The following is a 17,834-nucleotide window of genomic DNA, read 5'->3' on the forward strand; positions in this document are numbered from 1 at the left end:
GGCGCGCGGTGGGGCACGGCCGTGGGCGGACGGTCAGACGGAAGGGGTGTAGCGGGACTTGAGGGCGTCCATGACCTGCGGCAGGACCTCGTGCAGCGGCTCGGGCATGTCGGTGTGGTGACGGGAGTCGTCCAGGGCGCCCAGCAGGACGACTGGCCCGTACAGGGGGTACGGCAGCTGCGTGAGGTAGAGGGCATTGACCAGCGAGGTCGCGTACAGGTTCTCCGGCTTGGTGAGCGCACCGTCGGCGTCGACGGCCACCGCCAGGCGGCGGTTGCCCTCGGGGCGGGCGTAGTGGGCGATCTCGACCCAGCCGTCGACCTGCTTGCGCAGCGCCTCCACCAGGCCGGTGGCGGCAGGCAGCTGTATGTCGGTGAGGGTGCCGTCGGGGTCGAGGCGGACGCCGCGAATGGTCTTGCTCATGGCTTCTCCCAGTCGGGTGGGGGGTGGGGGCCGCCGCGGTGGCGGCCCCCGGGGCGAGTCAGAACGGGCGGAACTGCAGCGCAAGTTCGGTGAACAGTTGGCGGCCGATGTGCATCGCGAAGCCGGTAGAGAACTCATCCCGCTCGGCGCGGGCGGCCATCTCCACGAGGCACTTCAGGAGCACCTCGGGCATGCAGGCGATCCACGCGTGCAAGGCCTGGCCGTAGCCCGCCGCCCGCCAGGTGGCGGTCAGGACCTGGTCGACGGTGATCGCGGCCTGGCCAGCGGCGTCGACGGTGAGGCCGAAACGCTCGGCGAGCAGGGCCTGCAGGTGCGGGCCCTCGAGGACGTCGGCGAGACGTTCGACCACCTGGCCGGTGGTGAGGGTGTACGGGGCGGCGAGATGGTCGGTGCGAGGGGTGCTGCTCATGGCTTCCTCCAAGAGGCCGTGGTCGTGCGGGAACAGCACCGGCCGCCCACCTGGGCGGGTGGGCGGCCGGTGAAGCGGGGTCACGCGAACCAGATGTTCCGGTACGCCTCCAGTCGCTCCAGGGCAGCCGAGAACTTCTGGGTTCTGGTCTGGGTGAAGCTCGCCGTGTCGATCGGGCCGTGGTCGGGGTGGATGTGCTGGAACGTGACCTTGGCCTCGCCAACCTCCTGCCACTGGCAGGTGATCTTCAGGACGGCCAGGTCGTTGGCGTAGCGGACGTAGAGGCTGTCGCCGATGGTGGCGATGACGCTGTCTTCGTCTTCGCCGAGACAGGCGGCGAACTGGTTCAGCAGAGCATTCACGGGCTTCTCCAAGAGGTCGTCGATCGAGGGCGTCCAGCATTGCGGGACCGGTCGAAAGTTGTGGCACACATCGGGGGCCCGGTGGCCGGACCGCTCGCTGCACTAGCAGCCGGACGCACCCCGGATTCCGTCGGCGGCCCTGACGGCCAGCCACTTGCCGAACGCCGAGTCCTCGAACTCGGCGTCGCCAGCGCGGGCCTCACTCCCGTTCCCGCTCTCCATGGCACGCCTCCTTGACGATGGACCGGGGGGGGCTTTCCCCGCCTTGTCCTCTTATTCTATCTGCCTTTCTTGGGTGGGGCAAGAAAAATCTCCACGTTTGCCCAGGTCGGGGGCTTGCAGACGAGGGTTACGCTCCGGCCAGGGCACCGCGTCAAGGGCCCGGCGGTGCGAGTCCGGCACCACCGTCAGCGGCCAGCCCGCCCAGTGCAGGCCCATCGCGGCGAGGATGAACGCGTCCGCCTTGTCGTAGCGGCCCGGCCCGTCGCACTCCAGGCCGTACCGCTCGGCGACCGCGTCGCGCACCATGCCCTTGGCGATGCGGGCCCGCTTCTCCTTCGGGTGGTCCTTGGCCGGGTTGGCGCTGCCCGTGGCGTAGATGGTGCGCGAGTGCGGGTTGACCACCGCATACGGAATCTGCCGCTCCCACAGGTCCTGGGTGAGGATCCACCACAGGCCCGCCAGCTCGTGATGCCCGGCCTGCCCGCCCCGCCCGTACGCCGCTCCTTCGATCACCACCAGGTCCGCGAGGCGGGTGCGCTCGCGGACCTCCTCGCGCAGCCACCGCAGCCGGTGGTGCCCCTTGCCCTTGCAGCGCAGCGCGTCGGCCCAGCCGTCACCGGCGATGCCCGTGCACGTCAGCGACGAGTCCACGCCGATCACCAGCGGGGGCCCCGCGGTCGGCACCGCCACGGCGGCGGGCTCCAGGACGAGGGCTGTCTGCAGGTGCACGGGGTGTGTTCCTTCCGGGGCTGGTGGGGCCGCGCCCGCAAGGGGTGGTCACCGCAGGCGCGGCCCGGTCTTCGGGGGTTAGTGCGGGTGCTGGGCGGGCTTCTCGCTGTCGGCGGCCAGCTCCTGCAGGGCGACGCACGCCAGGTGGGCGACATCGCCGACCAGCGCGACTACGGAGTGCTCGAAGTCGTCGGCGCTGGCGCTGGCCGCCGCGAGGTACAGGGCCTGGCAGGTCGGCATGTCGCCGTTGGCGTAGGCAGTGATGAACCGCAGGGAGAAGGCGTGCGCCGGGTGCTGGGGGCCGTCGGCCGGGTCGGGTGCGGCCAGCGCCCACAGGCCCTCCGGGCTGGGGTGCCCGTACAAGCGGACGAGGGTCTGGCGTGCGGCCTCGGCGAACGCGCAGCACACGCCGTACATCTGCTCACCGGTGCTGGCTGCGGCTATCTCGCCCATCACCTGCACCGTCCGGTCGTGGTCGCCGTTGACGGCGTGCTGCAGGACGTCCATGACCAGCTGGGCGCGACGGGGGGTGTCCACGATGGATCTGCTCCTTGAAGAAGGGGGTGGGTGGTGGGGGCCGCGCCCGCGGGGATGGTCACCGCGGGCGCGGCCCGGATCGGGGAACGGTCAGTCGGTGACGCGGTAGGGGTGTCCGACCTGCGGCTCGGGCCCGCCGACACCGGCGTAGTGCGGGTGTCGGCATTCGGCGGTCGTGACGTGCGCGCCGGTGTGGGCCTCGCAGCACACGCGGGCCGAGGGAGCGTCCGCGTCGTGCTCGGGCGGGAGCAGGCCGAGGCTCGCGACCCATGCGCGGCCGCCGGACGCCCACGCCACCGCGTGCAGGGCGAGGCGTCTGTTCGCCTCGTCCAGCGAGTCGAGGTTGGCCAGGGACAGGGCGTGACGTCCGGTCAGGACGCAGGCCAGGCGCAGGACCTGCCACTCCGACAGGGTTCCGATCAGCTGGCCGTCGCCGGCGGACAGGCATGCGGAGGCCACCAGCCGCCAGGCGATGCGGGACTGGCCGTCGCCGTCGTTGTGGATCAGTCGGGTGCGCTCCAGCTCGGGCAGCCAGTGGCCTTGCGAGGCCAGCAGCCACACGGCGGCTTCTTCCTGCCACGATCCGGCGGCGCGTTCTCCCAGGCGGGCGGCGAGGGCGGTGATGTGGTTCACGAATGTCTCCAAGAGGTGTTGTCGGTCAGGTGCGGGGTTTGGGCAGGTGGCCGACGTGCCAGCCGCCGCAGGCGCGGTTGCGGCACAGGTAGGTGGTCAGGCGCACGCCGCCTTTGGCGATCAGCCGGCCGCGGTGGTCCTCGGCCTCTTCGCGGGTGTCGTGGCGGCGCTTGCCGGTACAGGCGCGGCCCTTGGTGCGGATCACCGCACGCCCACCGGGGCGGTATCGACGCTCCTGCAGCCGGGGCAGCGGAGGGCGGGCGTCTCCCAGTGGGCGGAGTCGGCGACGCCGACGATCAGGCCGCCGCAGGCGGCCACCGCCCCGTCTTTGCCGCGGTCCCGCTTGTGGACGCCGCTGCCGGTGCCGGTGCGCCACACCCATTCGCCGCGCAGGCTCACGCAGTTGACTTCGACGGGGGCCGCGCCGATACGGTCGGTCATGGTGTGGGACAGCTCGCCGGGGCGGCTGGTGGTCCGGGGGGCGCCGAACTCGGTGGCGCCGATGGCCTTCGCCCACTGCTCGAACAGGCCGTCGCCGGGGTGGTACAGGAACACGCGCAGGCCGAGCGGGTCGTCGCCGGTGGCGACGCCGAGGTGGTCGACCTCGATGCTGTCGGCGGCCAGGCCGGGGTGGGCGCTGGCCAGGACGACACCGGCGATCATCGGCTGCAGGGCCTGGCGCAGCGGGCGCGGGGTGGTGGGGTGGGGCATGGTCTCTCCAAGGGCGGGGAAGGGCCCGCCCCCGGACTGGGGGCGGGCGGGTCGGTCAGGTGGTGGCGAAGTCGAGCTGAAGCTGCTTGGGCTCCTTGGCCTTCTCGGCCTTGCGGCGCGCGGTCATCTCGCGCGCGGCCTGGCGGCAGGACAGGCAGGGGCGTTCGCCATGGCGGGTGTGGTCCTTGGCTCCGGCCTCGGTGCCGCAGGAGGCGCGCAGCTTCGGCTCGGCCAGCTCCTCCTCGCTGACGTCGTCGAGGGAGGCGATGACTTCGCCGTTGCACCACAGGCGTCCGCCGGCGATGCCGTCGAACTTGGCCTGGGCCGGTTTGACGGTGGCGATGCACACGGCGCGGAACGGGCACGGCCCGCACGTGGCGAGCTGGTACCCGAGCAGGCGCTTGAGGTCGGCTCCGGTGTTCCAGTCGTCCTCGGTGACGGTGAAGCCGTCCCGGCCGCGACAGGGCGCGTGAAGGGCCCACCCGCCAGTCACAGGACCGCCTTGATGCACTCGCCGATGTGCCGGGCGACGTTGACCGACACCGCGTTCCCGGCCTGCATCGTCTGCTCGGCCTGGGTGCCGAGGACGATGTACCGGCGGGGGAACCGAGGGAACCGCTGGGCTTCCAGCTGCTCGCGGGGCTTGAGCATCCGGAAGTAGCAGTCCTCCACCGCCGGCGCGGAGCGAAGGAGCGCCGCCGAGTCGTGGGTGGACAGGGTGTGAACGGGCTCGGCGGCTGTCTTGACGGCGGCCTTGCGGTAGGGGATGACCAGCGTGTTGCGCAGCTCGGCCGGGACCGGTCCGCCAGGGACGACTAGGCCGTGATGGTTGCCCTGAGCGGTGACGGCGGTGACCGGCTCGGTGGCCAGCGCCGGGTTGGCGTTCTGCCGGTAGGTGATCACGAACGGCCCGGGGTCGACGGTGACCAGGGCCTCGCTCTCGCGGGTCATCCGGGTGCGCATCGGGTCGGCGACGTCGCTGCAGGCGGTGTTCCAGCTCCCGCCGGTCGGCACGAGCAGCGCGTCGCCCTGCTTGATGGTGCGGGTGGAAAACGGCCGCTCGGCCACCGCATAGGCCCGGTCAGTGCCGTCCTTGCCGTGGTTGAGGGTGACCGAGTACGGGGTGTGGGGGAACTTGACCAGGCCCGCGCGGATGCGCTCCATGGTGGTGTCCGCCAGCGGCTTCTTGCGGTCGCCGATGCGCTGGCCCAGGTCATCCCAGTTGATGACGGAGGCAGCCGGACGCACGTACGGCTCGACGACGGCGTTGCGGCAGCGCCTACTAGGGCAGCGGTAGTTGTAGTCGCGCAGATACTTGCCGATGCGGACCCTGGGGTCGAACCACGCCTTCTTCGCGCGGACGTCCTTGCCGCACTCGAAGCAGAACGCCTGCGGGCGGGGCTCCAAGTCCGGCTTGGGCATGCCCTTGAGGCGGAAGCAGATGTAGATGCGGTCCCGCCACTGCGGGGCACGCAGGTTGTCGTCGTCGCCGATATGCGCGGAGGTGACGCACAGGATCTGCGGCCGCTCGTAGCCGAGCTCCGTCATCGCCTTCACCCAGGTCTTGAAGAGGACCCAGAACAGGGCGAATTCGACGACGTTCTCGATCACCACGTACGGGAACCGCTTGGCCTCGCAGGCCCGCACCACGCACCAGGCGGTCGCCCGGGTGCGTTCGAACGCCTCCGGTGTCAGGGCCTTCCACGACTCGGCATCGTCGTCGTCGCCGAGCTGGTCGAGGACCTCGAACAGGTCGAGCTGATCGGTCGGGTGAACGCGGCCGCCGGCCGGGCTGACCTCGGTGCAGATGATCGACGCCCACAGCAGCAGGGCTCGCGGCAGGAACCGCATCGGGTAGCCGGTGACGTCGGCGGTCAGGTGCTCGATGGTGGGGTGGTTGGCAGCGTGGGAGTCCATCGCGGTCTGCCAGTGGTTCATGGCGAGCTTGCCGCGCCAACCGGCCTCCACCAGGCCGGAGGAGGATCCGCCGGCCCCGGCGAGCAGGTCGTTGAACGTCAGCTCAAGGCTGCGGGGAAGAGTGGCCAACAAGGTGTTCTCCAAGAGGTCGAGCGCCCGGCCCCGCGGTGCGGGGCCGGGCCTTATCGGGTGGGGGTCAGAGGAGGGGCTGGCGGCTGACGAAGACGACCTGCAGCACGTCGCGGCGCTGCCAGACCGTCAGGGGCCAGTCGGTGCCGCCCTGTTCGTGGACCATCTGCCAGCCGCCCTCCTTGAGGAGGTGGGTCTGCCAGCCGTACTCCTTGACCGCTTCCGCATGGCTGTCGAAGGGGCCGGTGATGACCTGGCTGCGGCCGGCGTGCTGGGAGTCGACGCCGACGAAGCTGACGGCGAACCGCTGCGCGGTCGCCAGCAGCAGCTCGCCGAGCTTGGTCCCGGCCGACTGGGTGTCCGCGTCGGTCAGGGACTTCAGGTACAGGGCGATCGCGGCGAGCATCGTGACGATGTCGGCGCCGTGCTTTTCGTGCTCGCCGCCCTCGGTCGAGTCGAAGACGAGGGCGTCGTAGTTCGGGTTGTCGTGGTGGCCGCGTCTCACGTACCAGCCGGTGACCTGCTCCAGGCGGTCGGGCAGCGCATCGTGGTCGGCGATGACCAGGTGCGTGCCGTCGGGCAGGGCAGCGTAGATGACGGTCTGGCCGTCGCCCTCGATGTCGCAGACGAGTCCGGCCGCGCGGAGCGGCGTGGTGACCGCCTCGTACTGCATCCACAGGGCCTGCCACTCGGGGCGGCCGACGCGGCCGTGATCAGGAAGGGGTGCGAGTTTCAACGTGATCTCCAAGAGGTGGGTCGTACGGTACAGAGTTGTGGCACATTTTGGAACGGGGCGGCGAGGGGTGCCCGCCGCCCGTACCGGGGGGGTCAGGCCGCGTGAGCGGGCTTGGCTGCCAGGGGGAAGCCGAGCTCGTCGGCGATCTGCTCGGCGCGCTCGGCGCTGGCCGCGTAGCGGCCGTCCTCATACTCGCGGGCGGGGACCTTCAGGCCGTGGAACTCGCCGCGCGCCTCGGTGATAGCGACCGGCCACGCGGCGGCGAGGAATCCGACGACGCCCTCAGCCTTGACGACTAGGACGTCACCGTCGCGAATGTCGTCGCGGCACTGGGTGGCGTCGTACGCCCCGGCGGTCGTGCCGTCGAAGCGGTGGACCCTGGGCAGGCGCGCGAGCTCCAGCAGCTTCGTCACGGCGTGGTCGCGGGCGGCCACCGCCCCCGCCTGCTCGGGGTAGTCCCGCACGGACCGGTCGGCGTTCCCCAGCTCCAACAGGCCCTCCCCCACCTGGAGGGGGCTGTCCGCGTAGGCGCGGGCCAGACCGGTAAGGACGGCGGCGACCGCCTCCGTGACGTCCTGCGCGATGATCATCGGCTCCGTCATGCTGCTCGCCTTTCAGCTCGCGGGATGGGGGCCACTCCCCCCTCCCCTGCTCCTCTTATTTTACCTGCACACAAAAGGGGGTCAAGAATTTTTTTCGGGGGACTCGCAGTAGCGGGCCTTCTCCCGTCCCTGGCGGGCCATCTGACGCGCCAGCAGCCGGGCTGCCTCCACATCCTCAGGCCGCTCCTGCGCAACCCGCCGCGCCTGGTCGAGCTCTGCCTGGTAGCCGCGCAGCCAGTCCTGCTGGGCCTGCCGCTCCGCTTCCCCCCTGTCCCGCTCGCTGGCCGCGCGAGCGGCACGCGGGCTGGTGCCGCAGGCACGGCAACTCGCAGCCGGGACGCGGTGTCTGGCGCAGCCAGCGGGCTCCCCTGCGGCGTCAGTCGCGGGGGTAAGGGGGGAAGGAAGGACAGAGGAAGAAGAAGGAAAAGAAGGGGTTCCCCCGGGGGAACCCAGTGGGTTCCCCTCAGGAAACCCTGAGGGTTCCCCCGGGGGAACCCTCACGCCGCTCTCCTCAGGGTTCCCCCGGGGGAACCCTGCCCGCTCCACGCCCTCGCCGGCGGCCAGCGCGCGGGCGTCGAGGTCTTGGTGCGTCATCGCGGGCTTAGACGGAGCTGCCCGAGTAACGCCCGGGCGGGCCAGCCGCGGGTTCTTCGGCGCGGCGTCAGCCTCCTTGAAGCGGGCCTCCAGGTCGTCGTTGGACGGGATCGGCGGCACACCCATCGGGAAGACCCGATACACCGCCCTACGGCCCGACTTGCCGGTCTCCACGCGCTCTATGAGGCCCTTGGCAACCAGATCGGTCACGATGGTCATGCACCGCTTCTCGCCCACGCCGACCCACGCGCGCAGCCTGCGCAGGCCTGGCTTGGACAGGCGCGTCTCGTCGTCGGCCGAGTCGCAGATCTTCATCATGGCCAGCTTCTGAGACTGGGTCACCACATCCTCGGGCAGGTACGCGGCGACGACCATCAGGTGAATGGACAACGGAAGTTCCCTCCACGGGCAGGCCGCCGCCTGCCCCCGGCCGGGGGCAGGCGGCGGCCGCCCGATCAGGCCTTGAAGGGCCGCACGATGATGGTCTTGGGCGTGGTCTCGGCCGACCGCTTCTCAGGGACGGCCAGGCCCGCGGCCTTCAAGTTGTCGACCATGCGTTTCTCGTCGGGCACCATCGGCACCGGGATGCCCGCCTCGTCGTGCACGTCGACCATGGCCTCGACGTCGATGTCCCACTTGGGGTTGCCGCCGCCCCACCACAGCTCGTTGGCGCCGTACGCGCCTGCCGGGGAGGTGTCGATCTTCGCGCGGGCGAGTTTCTTGATCTTCTTGCCCTCGGTCTCCAGCTCGTGTCCGCGCACGTAGTCGGCGAGAGCCTGGGCCCGGTCGGCGTCGTTGTGGATGAGTACGGTCTGCACGGGGGTGCCGGGCTGCTTGGGCATGCCCCAGCAGGCCGTCATGAACGGGCAGTGGTCGCATATGGCGTCCACACCCGGCCCGTCGAAGTCGCGGCGCCCCTCCTCCGGGGAGTTCAGCTCCCGCACGCGCTGCACCCACCAGCGGGCGCGGGTGGCCTCCATCGGGTCGAACGCGAACTCCTCGACGTGCTCTTCGCCGTTGTCGCGGTTGACGAAGCGGAATCGGATCCGGGCCACCTCCAGCGGGCCGAGCTTGGCCAGGTACCGCTGGCCGCGCACGTCCTCGAAGCCGGTCGTGCATAGCAGGTCGGCGTACAGGTACACCTGGCGCAGCTCGGCCTCGGTGGGCCCGTAGCGGCGCACCTTGTCCCACAGGAACGTCGACTTCGTCTTGACGTCCTCCACCGTCACTCCGTGCTGGGCGGGCACGTTGGGGCGGTGGCGGGCGGGGACGCGGGCGGCGGTCGCCGCATCGAGCTGCACGGCGTCGATGTGGCCTTTGATCGTGTCGTCGGCGACGGCGCGCTCCACCAGCCAGCGGTACTCGCTGCGCGCGGCACCCAGCAGGCCTTCGTGGATGTAGGTGCCGAGGATCGCGGCGCGCTTTTCACTCTCGTCGGTCGGGGCGGTCCCGGCCACGATGTAGGCGGCGCGGCGCTCGCACACCGTGTCCGAGGCGCCGAGCTGCCGCTGCAGGGAACGCGGCCGTCTGGCGTCGACATCGTGCGCGGCCGTCCACAGGGACGGTGTGGATGCTGCTGTGGATTCCACAGGCTGAGCGGTCATCAGGTACTCCAAAGGTCGTGGAGCGGGCCGGGCCGTAGGGGGCCCGGCCCTCGGAGGCAGGTCAGCTCCGGGCGGCGGCAGGCTTGGCGGCCGTGCGCTTGGCGGCGGGGGTGCGCTTGGCGGCCGTGCGCTTGGCGGGGGCCTTGCGGACGGGGCGGCGGTCCGGGTCGGGCTCGTCCTCGGGCTCCTTGTCGCCGTCCTCGGCGAGGCGCTCGACGGCGGCCCGCAGCCGGTCGGCGTCGCTGACCGGGCCCTGGCCCATGTCCGTGGGCGGGTTCTCGAGCTCGGTGACCTTCCGCTCGATCGCGGCGCGGATCGAGACGACCTCGGCGCGGGTCAGGCCCGTGTCGTCCCCGGCGGCCTCCCACCACAGCTCGCGCAGCCGCTCGACGTCGCGCAGCTCCGCCACGTTGTTCTCGTCCAGCCACGCCTGCACCCGGTCGCCGACCAGGGCGGGCATCTGGCGGGGCTGCGACTCCACCGAGCAGCCGAGCCGGTTGAAGACCAGGTCCTCGATGGTGAAGTCCGGCAGGGGCAGCGGCTTGCCGTCCTCGACGCGCAGCTGCAGCGAGCGGGCCTTGATGACCTGCGGTGCCCGTCCCCGGCACATCCGCACCCACACGGAGGCGTCGAACGCCAGGTCCTTCTGCGCCTGGACCTTCCACTCCTTCAGGACGCGGCCGCGGTCCTGGATGGGCTTGCCGTTGTCGTCGATGGCGGTGATCTGCTTGCCGCGGGCGGTGATGATGGCGATGCCGGGGAACGTCTGCAGCAGGTGGATGACGTCAAGCCACCGCTCGGTGGCGTCGTTCCACAGGTTCATGCCGACGTCGATCGCGGCGTCCGGGTCCTCCTGCAGGGCCTTCGCGTTGCGGTTCCCGCGCCGTGCCCGCTCGTGGGTCCAGGTCTTGAGCATCCGCCACAGCGCGGTGCCCGAGTCGACGGACAGGACCACGGGCGGCTCGCCGGCGGCCGCGGCCCGGCGGGCTTCGTCGTGCACGGCCCGGATCTGCTCCAGGATGTCGCGGTAGGTGCCGTCGTGGTCGATGATCTCGTAGTCGGCGCCGGGGATCGCCGAGTACTCGTCGGCGCTGCCCTCCGCCAGGTCGACCCAGTACATCTGGCCGATGCGCTGCGAGGCGGAGAACTCGGCGGCGGAGTACGTCTTTCCGGCACCCTCCTCACCTTCCAGGAGGATGAGCGGCCACGGCACGATGCCGGTCGGCCTGCGGGTCTTCAGCTTGATGCCCATCTGGGCTGCTCCAAGAGGTCGTTGGTCTCATGCGGCGCGCAGGGCCCTGGTCTCGAACAGGTGCGCCCACTCGGGGTGGCGTTCGATCAGGAACCGCACGTACCGGCTGCGGAAGTTGTTGTTGAGGCGGAAGGCGTCGCCTTGGGTGGCCTGTCCGTAGCGCCAGCGCAGGAGCTCGAAGAGCATCCCGATGCCGACGCGGCGGAAGCCCTTGTCGACGCAGTTCTCGGTCAGTGCCTCCAGGTGCCGCAGCACCCACGGGTTGAGGGCGTGGAATGCCTCGAACCGCTGCTGGATGGACCGACCGGGTTCGATGGCGGGCTGCTGGACGGTCTGGATGTCGTCCAGGCCGGGCAGTTGCTGCTGGTAAACGGGCACAAGACCCCCGCGAGTGCTACTCCAGTCGAATGGTGTGGCACATCTTTCATGAAGGGTCTGACGCGATCAACCAGCGCGCTGCACCGGAACCCGCGCCCGGCGGTCGGCGACCGGGCGGTAACTGCGACGGGGCACATCGTTCCTCCCAAAGGCAAGAGCAGCGGCGCCGTCCGGCGCCGCTGCTCTTATTCTAGCCCAATGGGGGTTTGTGTCGAGTGACTTTCCGCAGGTCAGACGGCCTTCGCGGCGGCGGGCCCACGGGGGACTATCACAGAGCCGGGTCCGGTGTAGCGGCCCTGTCGCAGCGCCGCCTCGACCTGCGGCACGATCGCCCACAGCACAGTGCGGGACTTCGCCCGGATGTCGGGGGCGGCCTCGATGAGAGTGTCCAGCAGCCACAGCGGCGACCCCGACAGCTGGTAGTCCGGCGGCGCGAACCGGCCCTGCCGCACCACCGCCGACAAGTTCTGCTGGCTTGACAGGCCGAACAGTTGCGTCGCCTCCTGCAGGCCGCACAGCGGCGGCACCTCGTCCACGCTGCGCGCCCACACACCGGGCTCCTGCGCGGCCACCAGCTCCTGCAGGACCGTCTGGTCCAGCTCCTTGGGCCGCGGCTGCGTCTGCCCGTACCCCCGCACGAACGACAGCAGCCAGTACGGCGACCCGGACACGATCACCGCATGCTCGTAACCCAGCACGCCTCGCCCCAGCCACGCCGTGACCTGCGGCCCCTTCACTCCGTACAGGGCGGCGAACTCCTGCCTGCCGGCCAGGAACGGCTTCTTCCTCGCCACCACGGGCCCCCCTCTCTCTCCTCCTGGAATGCACTTAGATTCTACCTAGCACGGCCAGAGGGGGCCGTTCACGCGACTGCTAGGAGCGTGTCTCAGTAACGGGCAACTGACCGGGTGGTCTTGATAGCTGCGATCGCTCGCGGTCGCCCGGCCGGTGTCCCGCGGCGGCGGTGGCTGGTCCTTCCGGTTCGGGAATCGACTGGACAGGGGCTGACGGCCGGGCCGGTCAGGCGATCGCCGTGGTGAGACCGGCCGATCCGGCGTGTCGGAAGATCTTGCGGAAATTGTGGCAGGCGGCCAGCAGCTGCCACTCGCTGCGGGCACTGTCCTCGCCGCGCAGGAGTAGCTGGCGGCCGTTCTGGCAGGTCACGATCTGGCCGAAGACGGGTTCGACGATGGCCTTGCGGCGGCGGTAGGCGGCCCGGCCGGGCTTGGTCCGCAGCTTGCGGGCCATGCGCTCCTTCAAGGTTGCGTCTTTGGGGATGCGTCCGCGGGGTGCGGGCGGGACCTGCTCGTCGTGGCCGAGGCGGCCGGTGGCCATGAACGTGTCGGTTCCGCAGGCCAGTTGGCGTTCCTTCGCGGCTTCGAGGTTCGCCTCGGAGCAGTAGCCGGCGTCGACCAGGGCTTGCTTGGGGTGGGCGCCGGTGTTGACGGCGGACTGGTCGAGCATGCTGGTGTAGTTCAGCGCGTCGGAGGCGTTGGTCGTCACGTCGGCGGCGGTGATGACCTGGTGGGCCTCGTCGACGACGGCCTGGGCGTTGTAGGCCTGGATGTAGGCGCCGTCGCTGTTCTTCATGATCCGCGAGCCTGGGTCGGTGAAGTTGGCCTGGGCCTTGGGCTTGGGCCGGGCCTTGGCGGCAGCCTTGTCGCCCGCGTCGGTGACAGCCTGATCGTCGCTGGTGCCGGTGCGGTCCTGGCGGCGGCGTTCCTTCTCCTGCGCGTGGCGGCGTGCCTTCGCAGCGGCCTCGGCCTCGATCTGCGCGCGGGCGGCCTGCAGCCTGGCGAGGCGCTTCTCGCGTCGGCCCAGCTCGGCGGGCAGGTCGGTCTCTTTGCCGCCGACGCCGAAGGCCTGGTCCTCGGCGGCGTCGGTGGCCTCAGCGTCGGCCAGCAGAGCGGCGGCCTTGGCCTCCAGTTCGGCAATCTCGGCCTCGATCCGCTCCTCCTTGTCGACCAGGCGGCCGTAGCTCATCGCCTTGTGTTTGGAGGCGTTGGCCTCCAGTTTCGTGCCGTCCAGGGCGACGCGGCCCATCTTGACCATGCCGAGCTTCTGCGCGAGGTGCAGCGACTGGAGGAACAGGCTGCCGAGGGTGTCCAGGTGGCGGCGGCGGAATCGGGCGATCGACCGGAAGTCCGGAGCCTGGTCGGCGGCCAGGAAGCGGAACGCGACATCGTCCACGCAACGACGCTCGATCGCCCGGGAGGAGCGGACCCCGGTGGTGTAACCGTAGATCAGCAACCGCAGCATCAGCCGCGGGTCGTAGGGCGGGAAGCCGCGCTTTTCGGTGTACTCCGCGAGGATCGGTGAGTAGTCGAGCACCTCGTCGACCAGGTCGGCGACGAACCGGGCCAGATGATCCTCGGGCAGCCAGGCATCCAGCGACGGCGGCAGCAGCAGGATCTGGTGCGGGTCGAACGCCCGGAACGTCTTATCCACCGCTGCCGCACGACGTGGCGGCTGTTTGCCCTCGGCCGGCTCGACCTCAAAGAGCCCCTCCTGATCACGCATACCGGGATCATCCCGCTCAAGTGATCACCAGACACACGCGGGTTTCCGGTTACTGTGACTGAGCACGCTGGTTGGCCACTCTGAGCATTGCAGCCGACCGACCCACGGCGGCGCGTGAGCCAGCCGTCAGGCGTCGAAGCGGCGACGGGCGGCCTCGATGTGACCGAAGTACTGGTGGGTCCAGCCGCACATTCCGTCGACCGTTGCGCGCAGGGCTTGACCCGGCTCGGTGAGGGTGTATTCGACCCGCGGTGGGACGGTGGGGTATACGGTGCGCTCGACCAGGCCGTTGCGCTCCAGCATGCGCAGGTTCTGGGTGAGCATCTTGTGGCTGATGCCCTCGACCTCGGCCCGCAGCTCGCTGAAGCGCAGGGTGCGATCACCGAGACCCTCGACGATGAGGAACGCCCACTTGTTAGCGACGTCGGAGAAGATCTCCCGCGCCAAGGAGCCCGCACGCGCCAGGTCTGCATCCTCGGGCGAGCCTGTGAACTGCTTGGTCACCATAAGGTTCTCCAGTCACTGAAAAGTGCGTTCTTCCACGTCAGCGCACACTCTCTTACAGTTTCTGAGTAACCACAAGAGAGTGAACGTCTTGGGCGGCGCGGACGCGAGCCCACAGGCGCTCAGGACGAGGAGACAGGCAGCATGGCCATCACCTTTGTGAACCCCAGCGGATTGCCCAAGATCGACGTCTACCGGCAGGTGTCGATCGCATCCGGGTCGAGGCTGGTCTTTATCGCCGGGCAGGTCGCCTGGGACGCCGAGGGAGTCACGATCGGCGAAGGCGACCTCGCCGCCCAGGTCGAGCAGAGCTATCTCAACGTCGGCACCGCCCTGGCCGAGATCGGCGGCTCCTTCGACGACGTGGCGAAGCTGACCTTCTACGTCGTCGATTGGACCCCCGACAAGATGCCCCCGCTCCTGGAAGGGATCTCCCGGGCAGCCGCGAAGCTGGGGATCACCCCGGCCCCGCCGACCACGCTGATAGGCGTTGCGGCACTGGACGTCCCCGACCATCTGGTCGAGATCGAAGCCACCGCGGTCCTCGACTGAACAGGTGCTCTTTGTCACTGAGTGCCGGAATGGCCAACTACGGCGCTCAGTGGCCAACCAGCGTGCTCAGTCACAGTTACTGACCCACGCTCCTAGGCTCGGTGCTCCAAGAGGTCGGGGCCCCCACCGCGCGCGGTGGGGGCCTTGGTCTGTGCGGCGCCGATCAGCCGAACTACGCGGCGAGCGCGTACGGGTACTGCGGCGGCCGGGCGTAGCCCAGCAGCCACCCGAACTTCGGCGACACGTAGTGCTCGGCCAGGCGGAACACCGCGTAGTAGCAGAACGCGGCCAGCGGGGTCAGGACCCCGGACAGGGCCTCACCGTCCAGGCCCAGGCCGTGGCTCGCGGCAAGCGCCACCAGCCAGCCCACCAGCGCCGGAATGCCGGTACGGATCAAAGACAGATACAGGTTCACGAGGGCTCCTTGGGTTGGCGGGCGATCGCGGCGATCGCCCAGAACATGACCTCTTCGAGACGGAACATCGCCGCCTGCTTCTCCGCGCCGGCGGGCACCTCGGTGTGCAGCATCAGCGCCAACTCCAGGCACCCGGAACGGATGTCCTCGTGGGCCTAGCGGCGCTCGTCGGTGTCGGCCGGATGAAATGTGAACCGGCGGATGACGTGAGCGGCGTCCACGTGCTCACTTCCGGCCGTAGGCGAGGGTGAGCAGGAACGCCCAGCCGCGCGGCCCGATCGCCACATCGTGCGGCTTCCCCTTGGCACGGAACTGCGGGTGCGCGGCGAAGAACTTGCCGACACCGGCCTCCGTGCGCGGCCCGTAGTGGTCCGACAGGTCGGCGTCCGTGATGTGCAGGAACCCTGCCGCGCGCAGCGCCTTCTGCAGCCCCTTCGCCGACGGCTTCGACTTGCCCGGCGCAAGCCCGGCGGGGAACGCGGGCGGCACGTACGGCTTCGACGCCGGCGGGTGCTCCACCGGCTCGGGCACACCCGCCCACTCCTTCCACGCCTTGACCGTGGCGAAGTTGCACACGTTGACGTCGGTGTGGTCCCGGATGCCGTACTGGTGGATCACCCACGCGTGCTTCACGCGCGGCTTGCCCGCGGGCGCGCTCGGGTCGGCGATCCACAGGCCGTCACGGCACTGCGAGGTGGTGTCGTGCCGCTCCCAGAAGTCCAAGTTGCAGTAGAGGATGACCCGCAGATGCGGCCTCAGCTTCTTCACGGCCTTCAGGAACGCGTCCTTGTCGGCGCACGTCGCCGCGGTGCGTGCGGTCGTGGTCTCCCAGTCGCACGCCAGGACGTCGCCGGGCTCGGGGTCCGCGCACCGGATGAACCACTCGGCCTGCGCCTGGATGTTGCCCGGCCACAGGAAGTGGTACCAGCCCACCTGCTTGCCCTCGCCCCGCGCGGCCTTCTCCTGCGCGTCGCGCAGCGGGTTGGCGTAGGTGCGGCCCTCCGACGCCTTGATCATGACGACGTCCACGCCGTCCAGATCCGGGTGCGGCTGCAGGCTGCTGATGTCGATTGCCTTGAGCATCGGTCAGTTCCCTTCGTTACTTGCGCAGTTGGATGGCGTCGATGTAGCGGCGCAGCGCCTGGTAGGTGGCGAGCGTCATCAGGCCGTCGCCGTCGTCGCCCCACGACCGCGACCAGGAGTTGCGGAAGCGGATGACGGTGGAGCCGGGCTCGATGCGGCCCGCGTGGTCCTGCACCACCTGCTCCAGGGCGATCACGCAGATCTCGTGGCCGCCGGCCAACGGCGAGGACGCCCAGTCGCCGCCGTCGACGAAGCCGTGCCGGTCGGGCTCGAACCAGTCGCGGAACCAGGGCACTCCGAGCAGGACGGGCCCGGTCTGCAGCAGCGACGCCACCGCGGTGGCGGTGGTGGCGTGCCGGTAGTGGCCGACCAGGCCACGCCGCTTGAGGGCCTTGGCGATGCCCAGACCCGAACTGCCGGTGTCCACCGGCGGAAACCGGCCGTCCGCGTCGTCCAGGGCGGTCGCCTCGGCGTACAGGCCGATCGCCCACTCCTCGGCGCCCTTCGCGCCGGTCAGGTCCAGCCCGGCCGCCTTCGCCTCCGTGTCGTCGAGCAGCAGCGACACCGCGGCCGTACCCGCGTTGCCCGTGCATGAGCCGAGCGCGTCAACGTCCTTGCCGCCGGCGACGACCTGGGACACGCGGATGCCCTGCGCGAACAGGTCCTCCTGGTCCAGGACCGGGATGCGCGGGGTGTGCGAGGCAGGCTTGAGGACCGCCCCGGCGTGCTCGTGCAGCCACTCCAGGGAGCGGGCGTCGAGGACCTGGTGGCGGCCCAGCTTCGTGTGATGTGGGTAGCGGTGGGTGAGGATGCCGTGGGTAAGGGGCACGTCCGGTGCCGTTTCTCCCCCGCGCCGGACGAACAAAGGATGCGACGCCGCGGCGGCCCGCTACGGCCCTGCGCCGATCCTGCTGGACAGCCACAGCTGCAGCAGGCCGATCAGCACCGGCGCCACGAACGCCGACACCAGCCACTTGCGGGTGTTCGCCGCCTGCTGCTGGTCGCTCTCGCGGGCCCTGGCCGCATCCCGCTGCGCCTCTTCGATGGCCCCCAGCCGCTGGTTCACCAGCCGCTGATCGGCCTGGTAGACCTCTTTGGTCACCATCTCTTCGAAGCGGGCGCTCATCGCGGCCAGGTCGCCGCGCAGATCGTCGCGTAGCGACTTGATGCCGTCGCTCTGGTCCTGGCGCAACTGCTGCAGTGCGCGGTGCAGCTCCCACAGGGTGGGATCGGCGTTCGGCGGCTGCGTCACCGCGCACTCCTCAGATCGGCGTGCCCCGCGCCGTCCACGAGTCTACGGGCACCGGGCGACGCCTCATGCGATCAAGTCGTGGACGGCACCAGGTCGGTGACCGCCTGGCCGCACTGCCCGCAGACGGCGCGGTACGTCGGCGGCGCCGCGTTGGGGTACATCGGGACCCCCGTGTACGTCACTCCGCAGACGGGACACCCTTCGGTGCGGCACGTGACGTTCATGAGGACCGGCTGCTCTTCGTCCATG

26 protein-coding genes are annotated in these 17,834 nt (G+C 70.3%); 1 reads left to right on the top strand and 25 read right to left on the bottom strand.

Features of this window, described 5'->3' with window-relative positions:
* Positions 1-33 precede the first annotated feature (33 nt).
* The 19 genes from OIC96_RS21540 to OIC96_RS21630 all read right to left on the bottom strand — a co-directional run bounded on the left by OIC96_RS21540 (position 34) and on the right by OIC96_RS21630 (position 14,286).
* Positions 34-423 carry a hypothetical protein gene (locus tag OIC96_RS21540; RefSeq protein ID WP_330306270.1) on the bottom strand — a complete coding sequence of 130 codons (390 nt, stop codon included), beginning with the start codon at positions 421-423 and terminating at the stop codon, positions 34-36.
* A 58-nt stretch (positions 424-481) separates the two neighbouring features.
* Positions 482-853: a hypothetical protein gene (locus tag OIC96_RS21545; RefSeq protein WP_330306269.1), complete on the bottom strand. Its 372-nt coding sequence runs from the start codon at positions 851-853 to the stop codon at positions 482-484.
* Between the two features lie 80 nt (positions 854-933).
* The gene (locus OIC96_RS21550) at positions 934-1,215 is read right to left on the bottom strand and encodes a hypothetical protein (RefSeq protein WP_330306268.1); all 282 of its coding nucleotides are present in this window, start codon (positions 1,213-1,215) and stop codon (positions 934-936) included.
* A gap of 273 nt (positions 1,216-1,488) precedes the next feature.
* Positions 1,489-2,166 (bottom strand): hypothetical protein, encoded by a 678-nt coding sequence (locus OIC96_RS21555; RefSeq protein ID WP_330306267.1) that lies wholly within the window; start codon positions 2,164-2,166, stop codon positions 1,489-1,491.
* A 78-nt stretch (positions 2,167-2,244) separates the two neighbouring features.
* A complete protein-coding gene (locus OIC96_RS21560) occupies positions 2,245-2,703 on the bottom strand; it encodes a hypothetical protein (protein ID WP_330306266.1) in 459 nt (152 codons plus the stop codon).
* A 90-nt stretch (positions 2,704-2,793) separates the two neighbouring features.
* Positions 2,794-3,336: a hypothetical protein gene (locus tag OIC96_RS21565; RefSeq protein WP_330306265.1), complete on the bottom strand. Its 543-nt coding sequence runs from the start codon at positions 3,334-3,336 to the stop codon at positions 2,794-2,796.
* Between the two features lie 25 nt (positions 3,337-3,361).
* Positions 3,362-3,541 (bottom strand): hypothetical protein, encoded by a 180-nt coding sequence (locus tag OIC96_RS21570; RefSeq protein WP_330306264.1) that lies wholly within the window; start codon positions 3,539-3,541, stop codon positions 3,362-3,364.
* Positions 3,538-4,047 (bottom strand): hypothetical protein, encoded by a 510-nt coding sequence (locus OIC96_RS21575; RefSeq protein ID WP_330306263.1) that lies wholly within the window; start codon positions 4,045-4,047, stop codon positions 3,538-3,540. The genes OIC96_RS21570 and OIC96_RS21575 overlap by 4 nt, the downstream gene beginning before the upstream one ends.
* A 55-nt stretch (positions 4,048-4,102) precedes the next feature.
* Positions 4,103-4,540 carry a hypothetical protein gene (locus OIC96_RS21580; protein ID WP_330306262.1) on the bottom strand — a complete coding sequence of 146 codons (438 nt, stop codon included), beginning with the start codon at positions 4,538-4,540 and terminating at the stop codon, positions 4,103-4,105.
* The gene (locus OIC96_RS21585) at positions 4,537-6,093 is read right to left on the bottom strand and encodes a DNA cytosine methyltransferase (protein ID WP_330306261.1); all 1,557 of its coding nucleotides are present in this window, start codon (positions 6,091-6,093) and stop codon (positions 4,537-4,539) included. The genes OIC96_RS21580 and OIC96_RS21585 overlap by 4 nt, the downstream gene beginning before the upstream one ends.
* A 67-nt stretch (positions 6,094-6,160) precedes the next feature.
* Positions 6,161-6,829 carry a hypothetical protein gene (locus tag OIC96_RS21590; RefSeq protein ID WP_330306260.1) on the bottom strand — a complete coding sequence of 223 codons (669 nt, stop codon included), beginning with the start codon at positions 6,827-6,829 and terminating at the stop codon, positions 6,161-6,163.
* Positions 6,830-6,921: 92 nt separating this feature from the next.
* Positions 6,922-7,431: a hypothetical protein gene (locus tag OIC96_RS21595; RefSeq protein ID WP_330306259.1), complete on the bottom strand. Its 510-nt coding sequence runs from the start codon at positions 7,429-7,431 to the stop codon at positions 6,922-6,924.
* Between the two features lie 81 nt (positions 7,432-7,512).
* Complete coding sequence (locus tag OIC96_RS21600; protein WP_330306258.1) at positions 7,513-8,415, bottom strand: hypothetical protein; 903 nt, start codon at positions 8,413-8,415, stop codon at positions 7,513-7,515.
* A 65-nt stretch (positions 8,416-8,480) separates the two neighbouring features.
* Positions 8,481-9,629, bottom strand: a complete 1,149-nt coding sequence (locus OIC96_RS21605; protein ID WP_330306257.1) for a PD-(D/E)XK nuclease family protein — start codon at positions 9,627-9,629, stop codon at positions 8,481-8,483.
* Positions 9,630-9,690: 61 nt separating this feature from the next.
* A complete protein-coding gene (locus tag OIC96_RS21610) occupies positions 9,691-10,881 on the bottom strand; it encodes an AAA family ATPase (RefSeq protein ID WP_330306256.1) in 1,191 nt (396 codons plus the stop codon).
* Between the two features lie 27 nt (positions 10,882-10,908).
* A complete protein-coding gene (locus OIC96_RS21615; protein WP_330306255.1) occupies positions 10,909-11,259 on the bottom strand; it encodes a hypothetical protein in 351 nt (116 codons plus the stop codon).
* A gap of 230 nt (positions 11,260-11,489) precedes the next feature.
* Positions 11,490-12,056 carry a hypothetical protein gene (locus tag OIC96_RS21620; protein WP_330306254.1) on the bottom strand — a complete coding sequence of 189 codons (567 nt, stop codon included), beginning with the start codon at positions 12,054-12,056 and terminating at the stop codon, positions 11,490-11,492.
* 223 nt (positions 12,057-12,279) lie between these two features.
* Positions 12,280-13,707 carry an IS1182 family transposase gene (locus OIC96_RS21625; protein ID WP_443058543.1) on the bottom strand — a complete coding sequence of 476 codons (1,428 nt, stop codon included), beginning with the start codon at positions 13,705-13,707 and terminating at the stop codon, positions 12,280-12,282.
* A 198-nt stretch (positions 13,708-13,905) separates the two neighbouring features.
* Entirely contained in the window at positions 13,906-14,286 is a 381-nt protein-coding gene (locus tag OIC96_RS21630) for a winged helix-turn-helix transcriptional regulator (protein ID WP_330301835.1), read from the bottom strand.
* 141 nt (positions 14,287-14,427) lie between these two features.
* Between OIC96_RS21630 and OIC96_RS21635 the strand changes: the two genes are divergently transcribed.
* Positions 14,428-14,835 (top strand): RidA family protein, encoded by a 408-nt coding sequence (locus OIC96_RS21635; protein WP_330301834.1) that lies wholly within the window; start codon positions 14,428-14,430, stop codon positions 14,833-14,835.
* 172 nt (positions 14,836-15,007) lie between these two features.
* On the opposite strand, the gene OIC96_RS21640 is transcribed toward OIC96_RS21635, so the two are convergent.
* The 6 genes from OIC96_RS21640 to OIC96_RS21660 all read right to left on the bottom strand — a co-directional run bounded on the left by OIC96_RS21640 (position 15,008) and on the right by OIC96_RS21660 (position 17,833).
* The gene (locus OIC96_RS21640) at positions 15,008-15,250 is read right to left on the bottom strand and encodes a hypothetical protein (RefSeq protein WP_330306253.1); all 243 of its coding nucleotides are present in this window, start codon (positions 15,248-15,250) and stop codon (positions 15,008-15,010) included.
* A complete protein-coding gene (locus tag OIC96_RS49900; RefSeq protein ID WP_443058545.1) occupies positions 15,247-15,393 on the bottom strand; it encodes an Acb2/Tad1 domain-containing protein in 147 nt (48 codons plus the stop codon). Before OIC96_RS49900 ends, OIC96_RS21640 begins: the two co-directional genes overlap by 4 nt.
* 82 nt (positions 15,394-15,475) lie before the next feature.
* A complete protein-coding gene (locus tag OIC96_RS21645) occupies positions 15,476-16,333 on the bottom strand; it encodes a GH25 family lysozyme (protein WP_330306252.1) in 858 nt (285 codons plus the stop codon).
* A gap of 16 nt (positions 16,334-16,349) precedes the next feature.
* Positions 16,350-17,162 carry a hypothetical protein gene (locus OIC96_RS21650; protein ID WP_330306251.1) on the bottom strand — a complete coding sequence of 271 codons (813 nt, stop codon included), beginning with the start codon at positions 17,160-17,162 and terminating at the stop codon, positions 16,350-16,352.
* A 60-nt stretch (positions 17,163-17,222) separates the two neighbouring features.
* Positions 17,223-17,585: a hypothetical protein gene (locus tag OIC96_RS21655; protein ID WP_330306250.1), complete on the bottom strand. Its 363-nt coding sequence runs from the start codon at positions 17,583-17,585 to the stop codon at positions 17,223-17,225.
* Positions 17,586-17,656: 71 nt separating this feature from the next.
* Positions 17,657-17,833: a hypothetical protein gene (locus OIC96_RS21660; RefSeq protein ID WP_330306249.1), complete on the bottom strand. Its 177-nt coding sequence runs from the start codon at positions 17,831-17,833 to the stop codon at positions 17,657-17,659.
* Between the last annotated feature and the right edge of the window lies 1 nt (position 17,834).

Origin of the sequence: Streptomyces sp. NBC_00775, from assembly GCF_036347135.1 — a bacterium.
GTDB lineage: Bacteria > Actinomycetota > Actinomycetes > Streptomycetales > Streptomycetaceae > Streptomyces > Streptomyces lutosisoli.

Bases quoted from the DNA above. Each gene is read 5' to 3' on its own strand.
- OIC96_RS21660 (WP_330306249.1), bottom strand. From the start codon at position 17,833: ATGGACGAAGAGCAGCCGGTCCTCATGAACGTCACGTGCCGCACCGAA.
- OIC96_RS21545 (WP_330306269.1), bottom strand. From the start codon at position 853: ATGAGCAGCACCCCTCGCACCGACCATCTCGCCGCCCCGTACACCCTC.
- OIC96_RS21645 (WP_330306252.1), bottom strand. From the start codon at position 16,333: ATGCTCAAGGCAATCGACATCAGCAGCCTGCAGCCGCACCCGGATCTG.
- OIC96_RS21630 (WP_330301835.1), bottom strand. From the start codon at position 14,286: ATGGTGACCAAGCAGTTCACAGGCTCGCCCGAGGATGCAGACCTGGCG.
- OIC96_RS21595 (WP_330306259.1), bottom strand. From the start codon at position 7,431: ATGACGGAGCCGATGATCATCGCGCAGGACGTCACGGAGGCGGTCGCC.
- OIC96_RS21605 (WP_330306257.1), bottom strand. From the start codon at position 9,629: ATGACCGCTCAGCCTGTGGAATCCACAGCAGCATCCACACCGTCCCTG.
- OIC96_RS21635 (WP_330301834.1), top strand. From the start codon at position 14,428: ATGGCCATCACCTTTGTGAACCCCAGCGGATTGCCCAAGATCGACGTC.
- OIC96_RS21575 (WP_330306263.1), bottom strand. From the start codon at position 4,047: ATGCCCCACCCCACCACCCCGCGCCCGCTGCGCCAGGCCCTGCAGCCG.
- OIC96_RS21610 (WP_330306256.1), bottom strand. From the start codon at position 10,881: ATGGGCATCAAGCTGAAGACCCGCAGGCCGACCGGCATCGTGCCGTGG.
- OIC96_RS21540 (WP_330306270.1), bottom strand. From the start codon at position 423: ATGAGCAAGACCATTCGCGGCGTCCGCCTCGACCCCGACGGCACCCTC.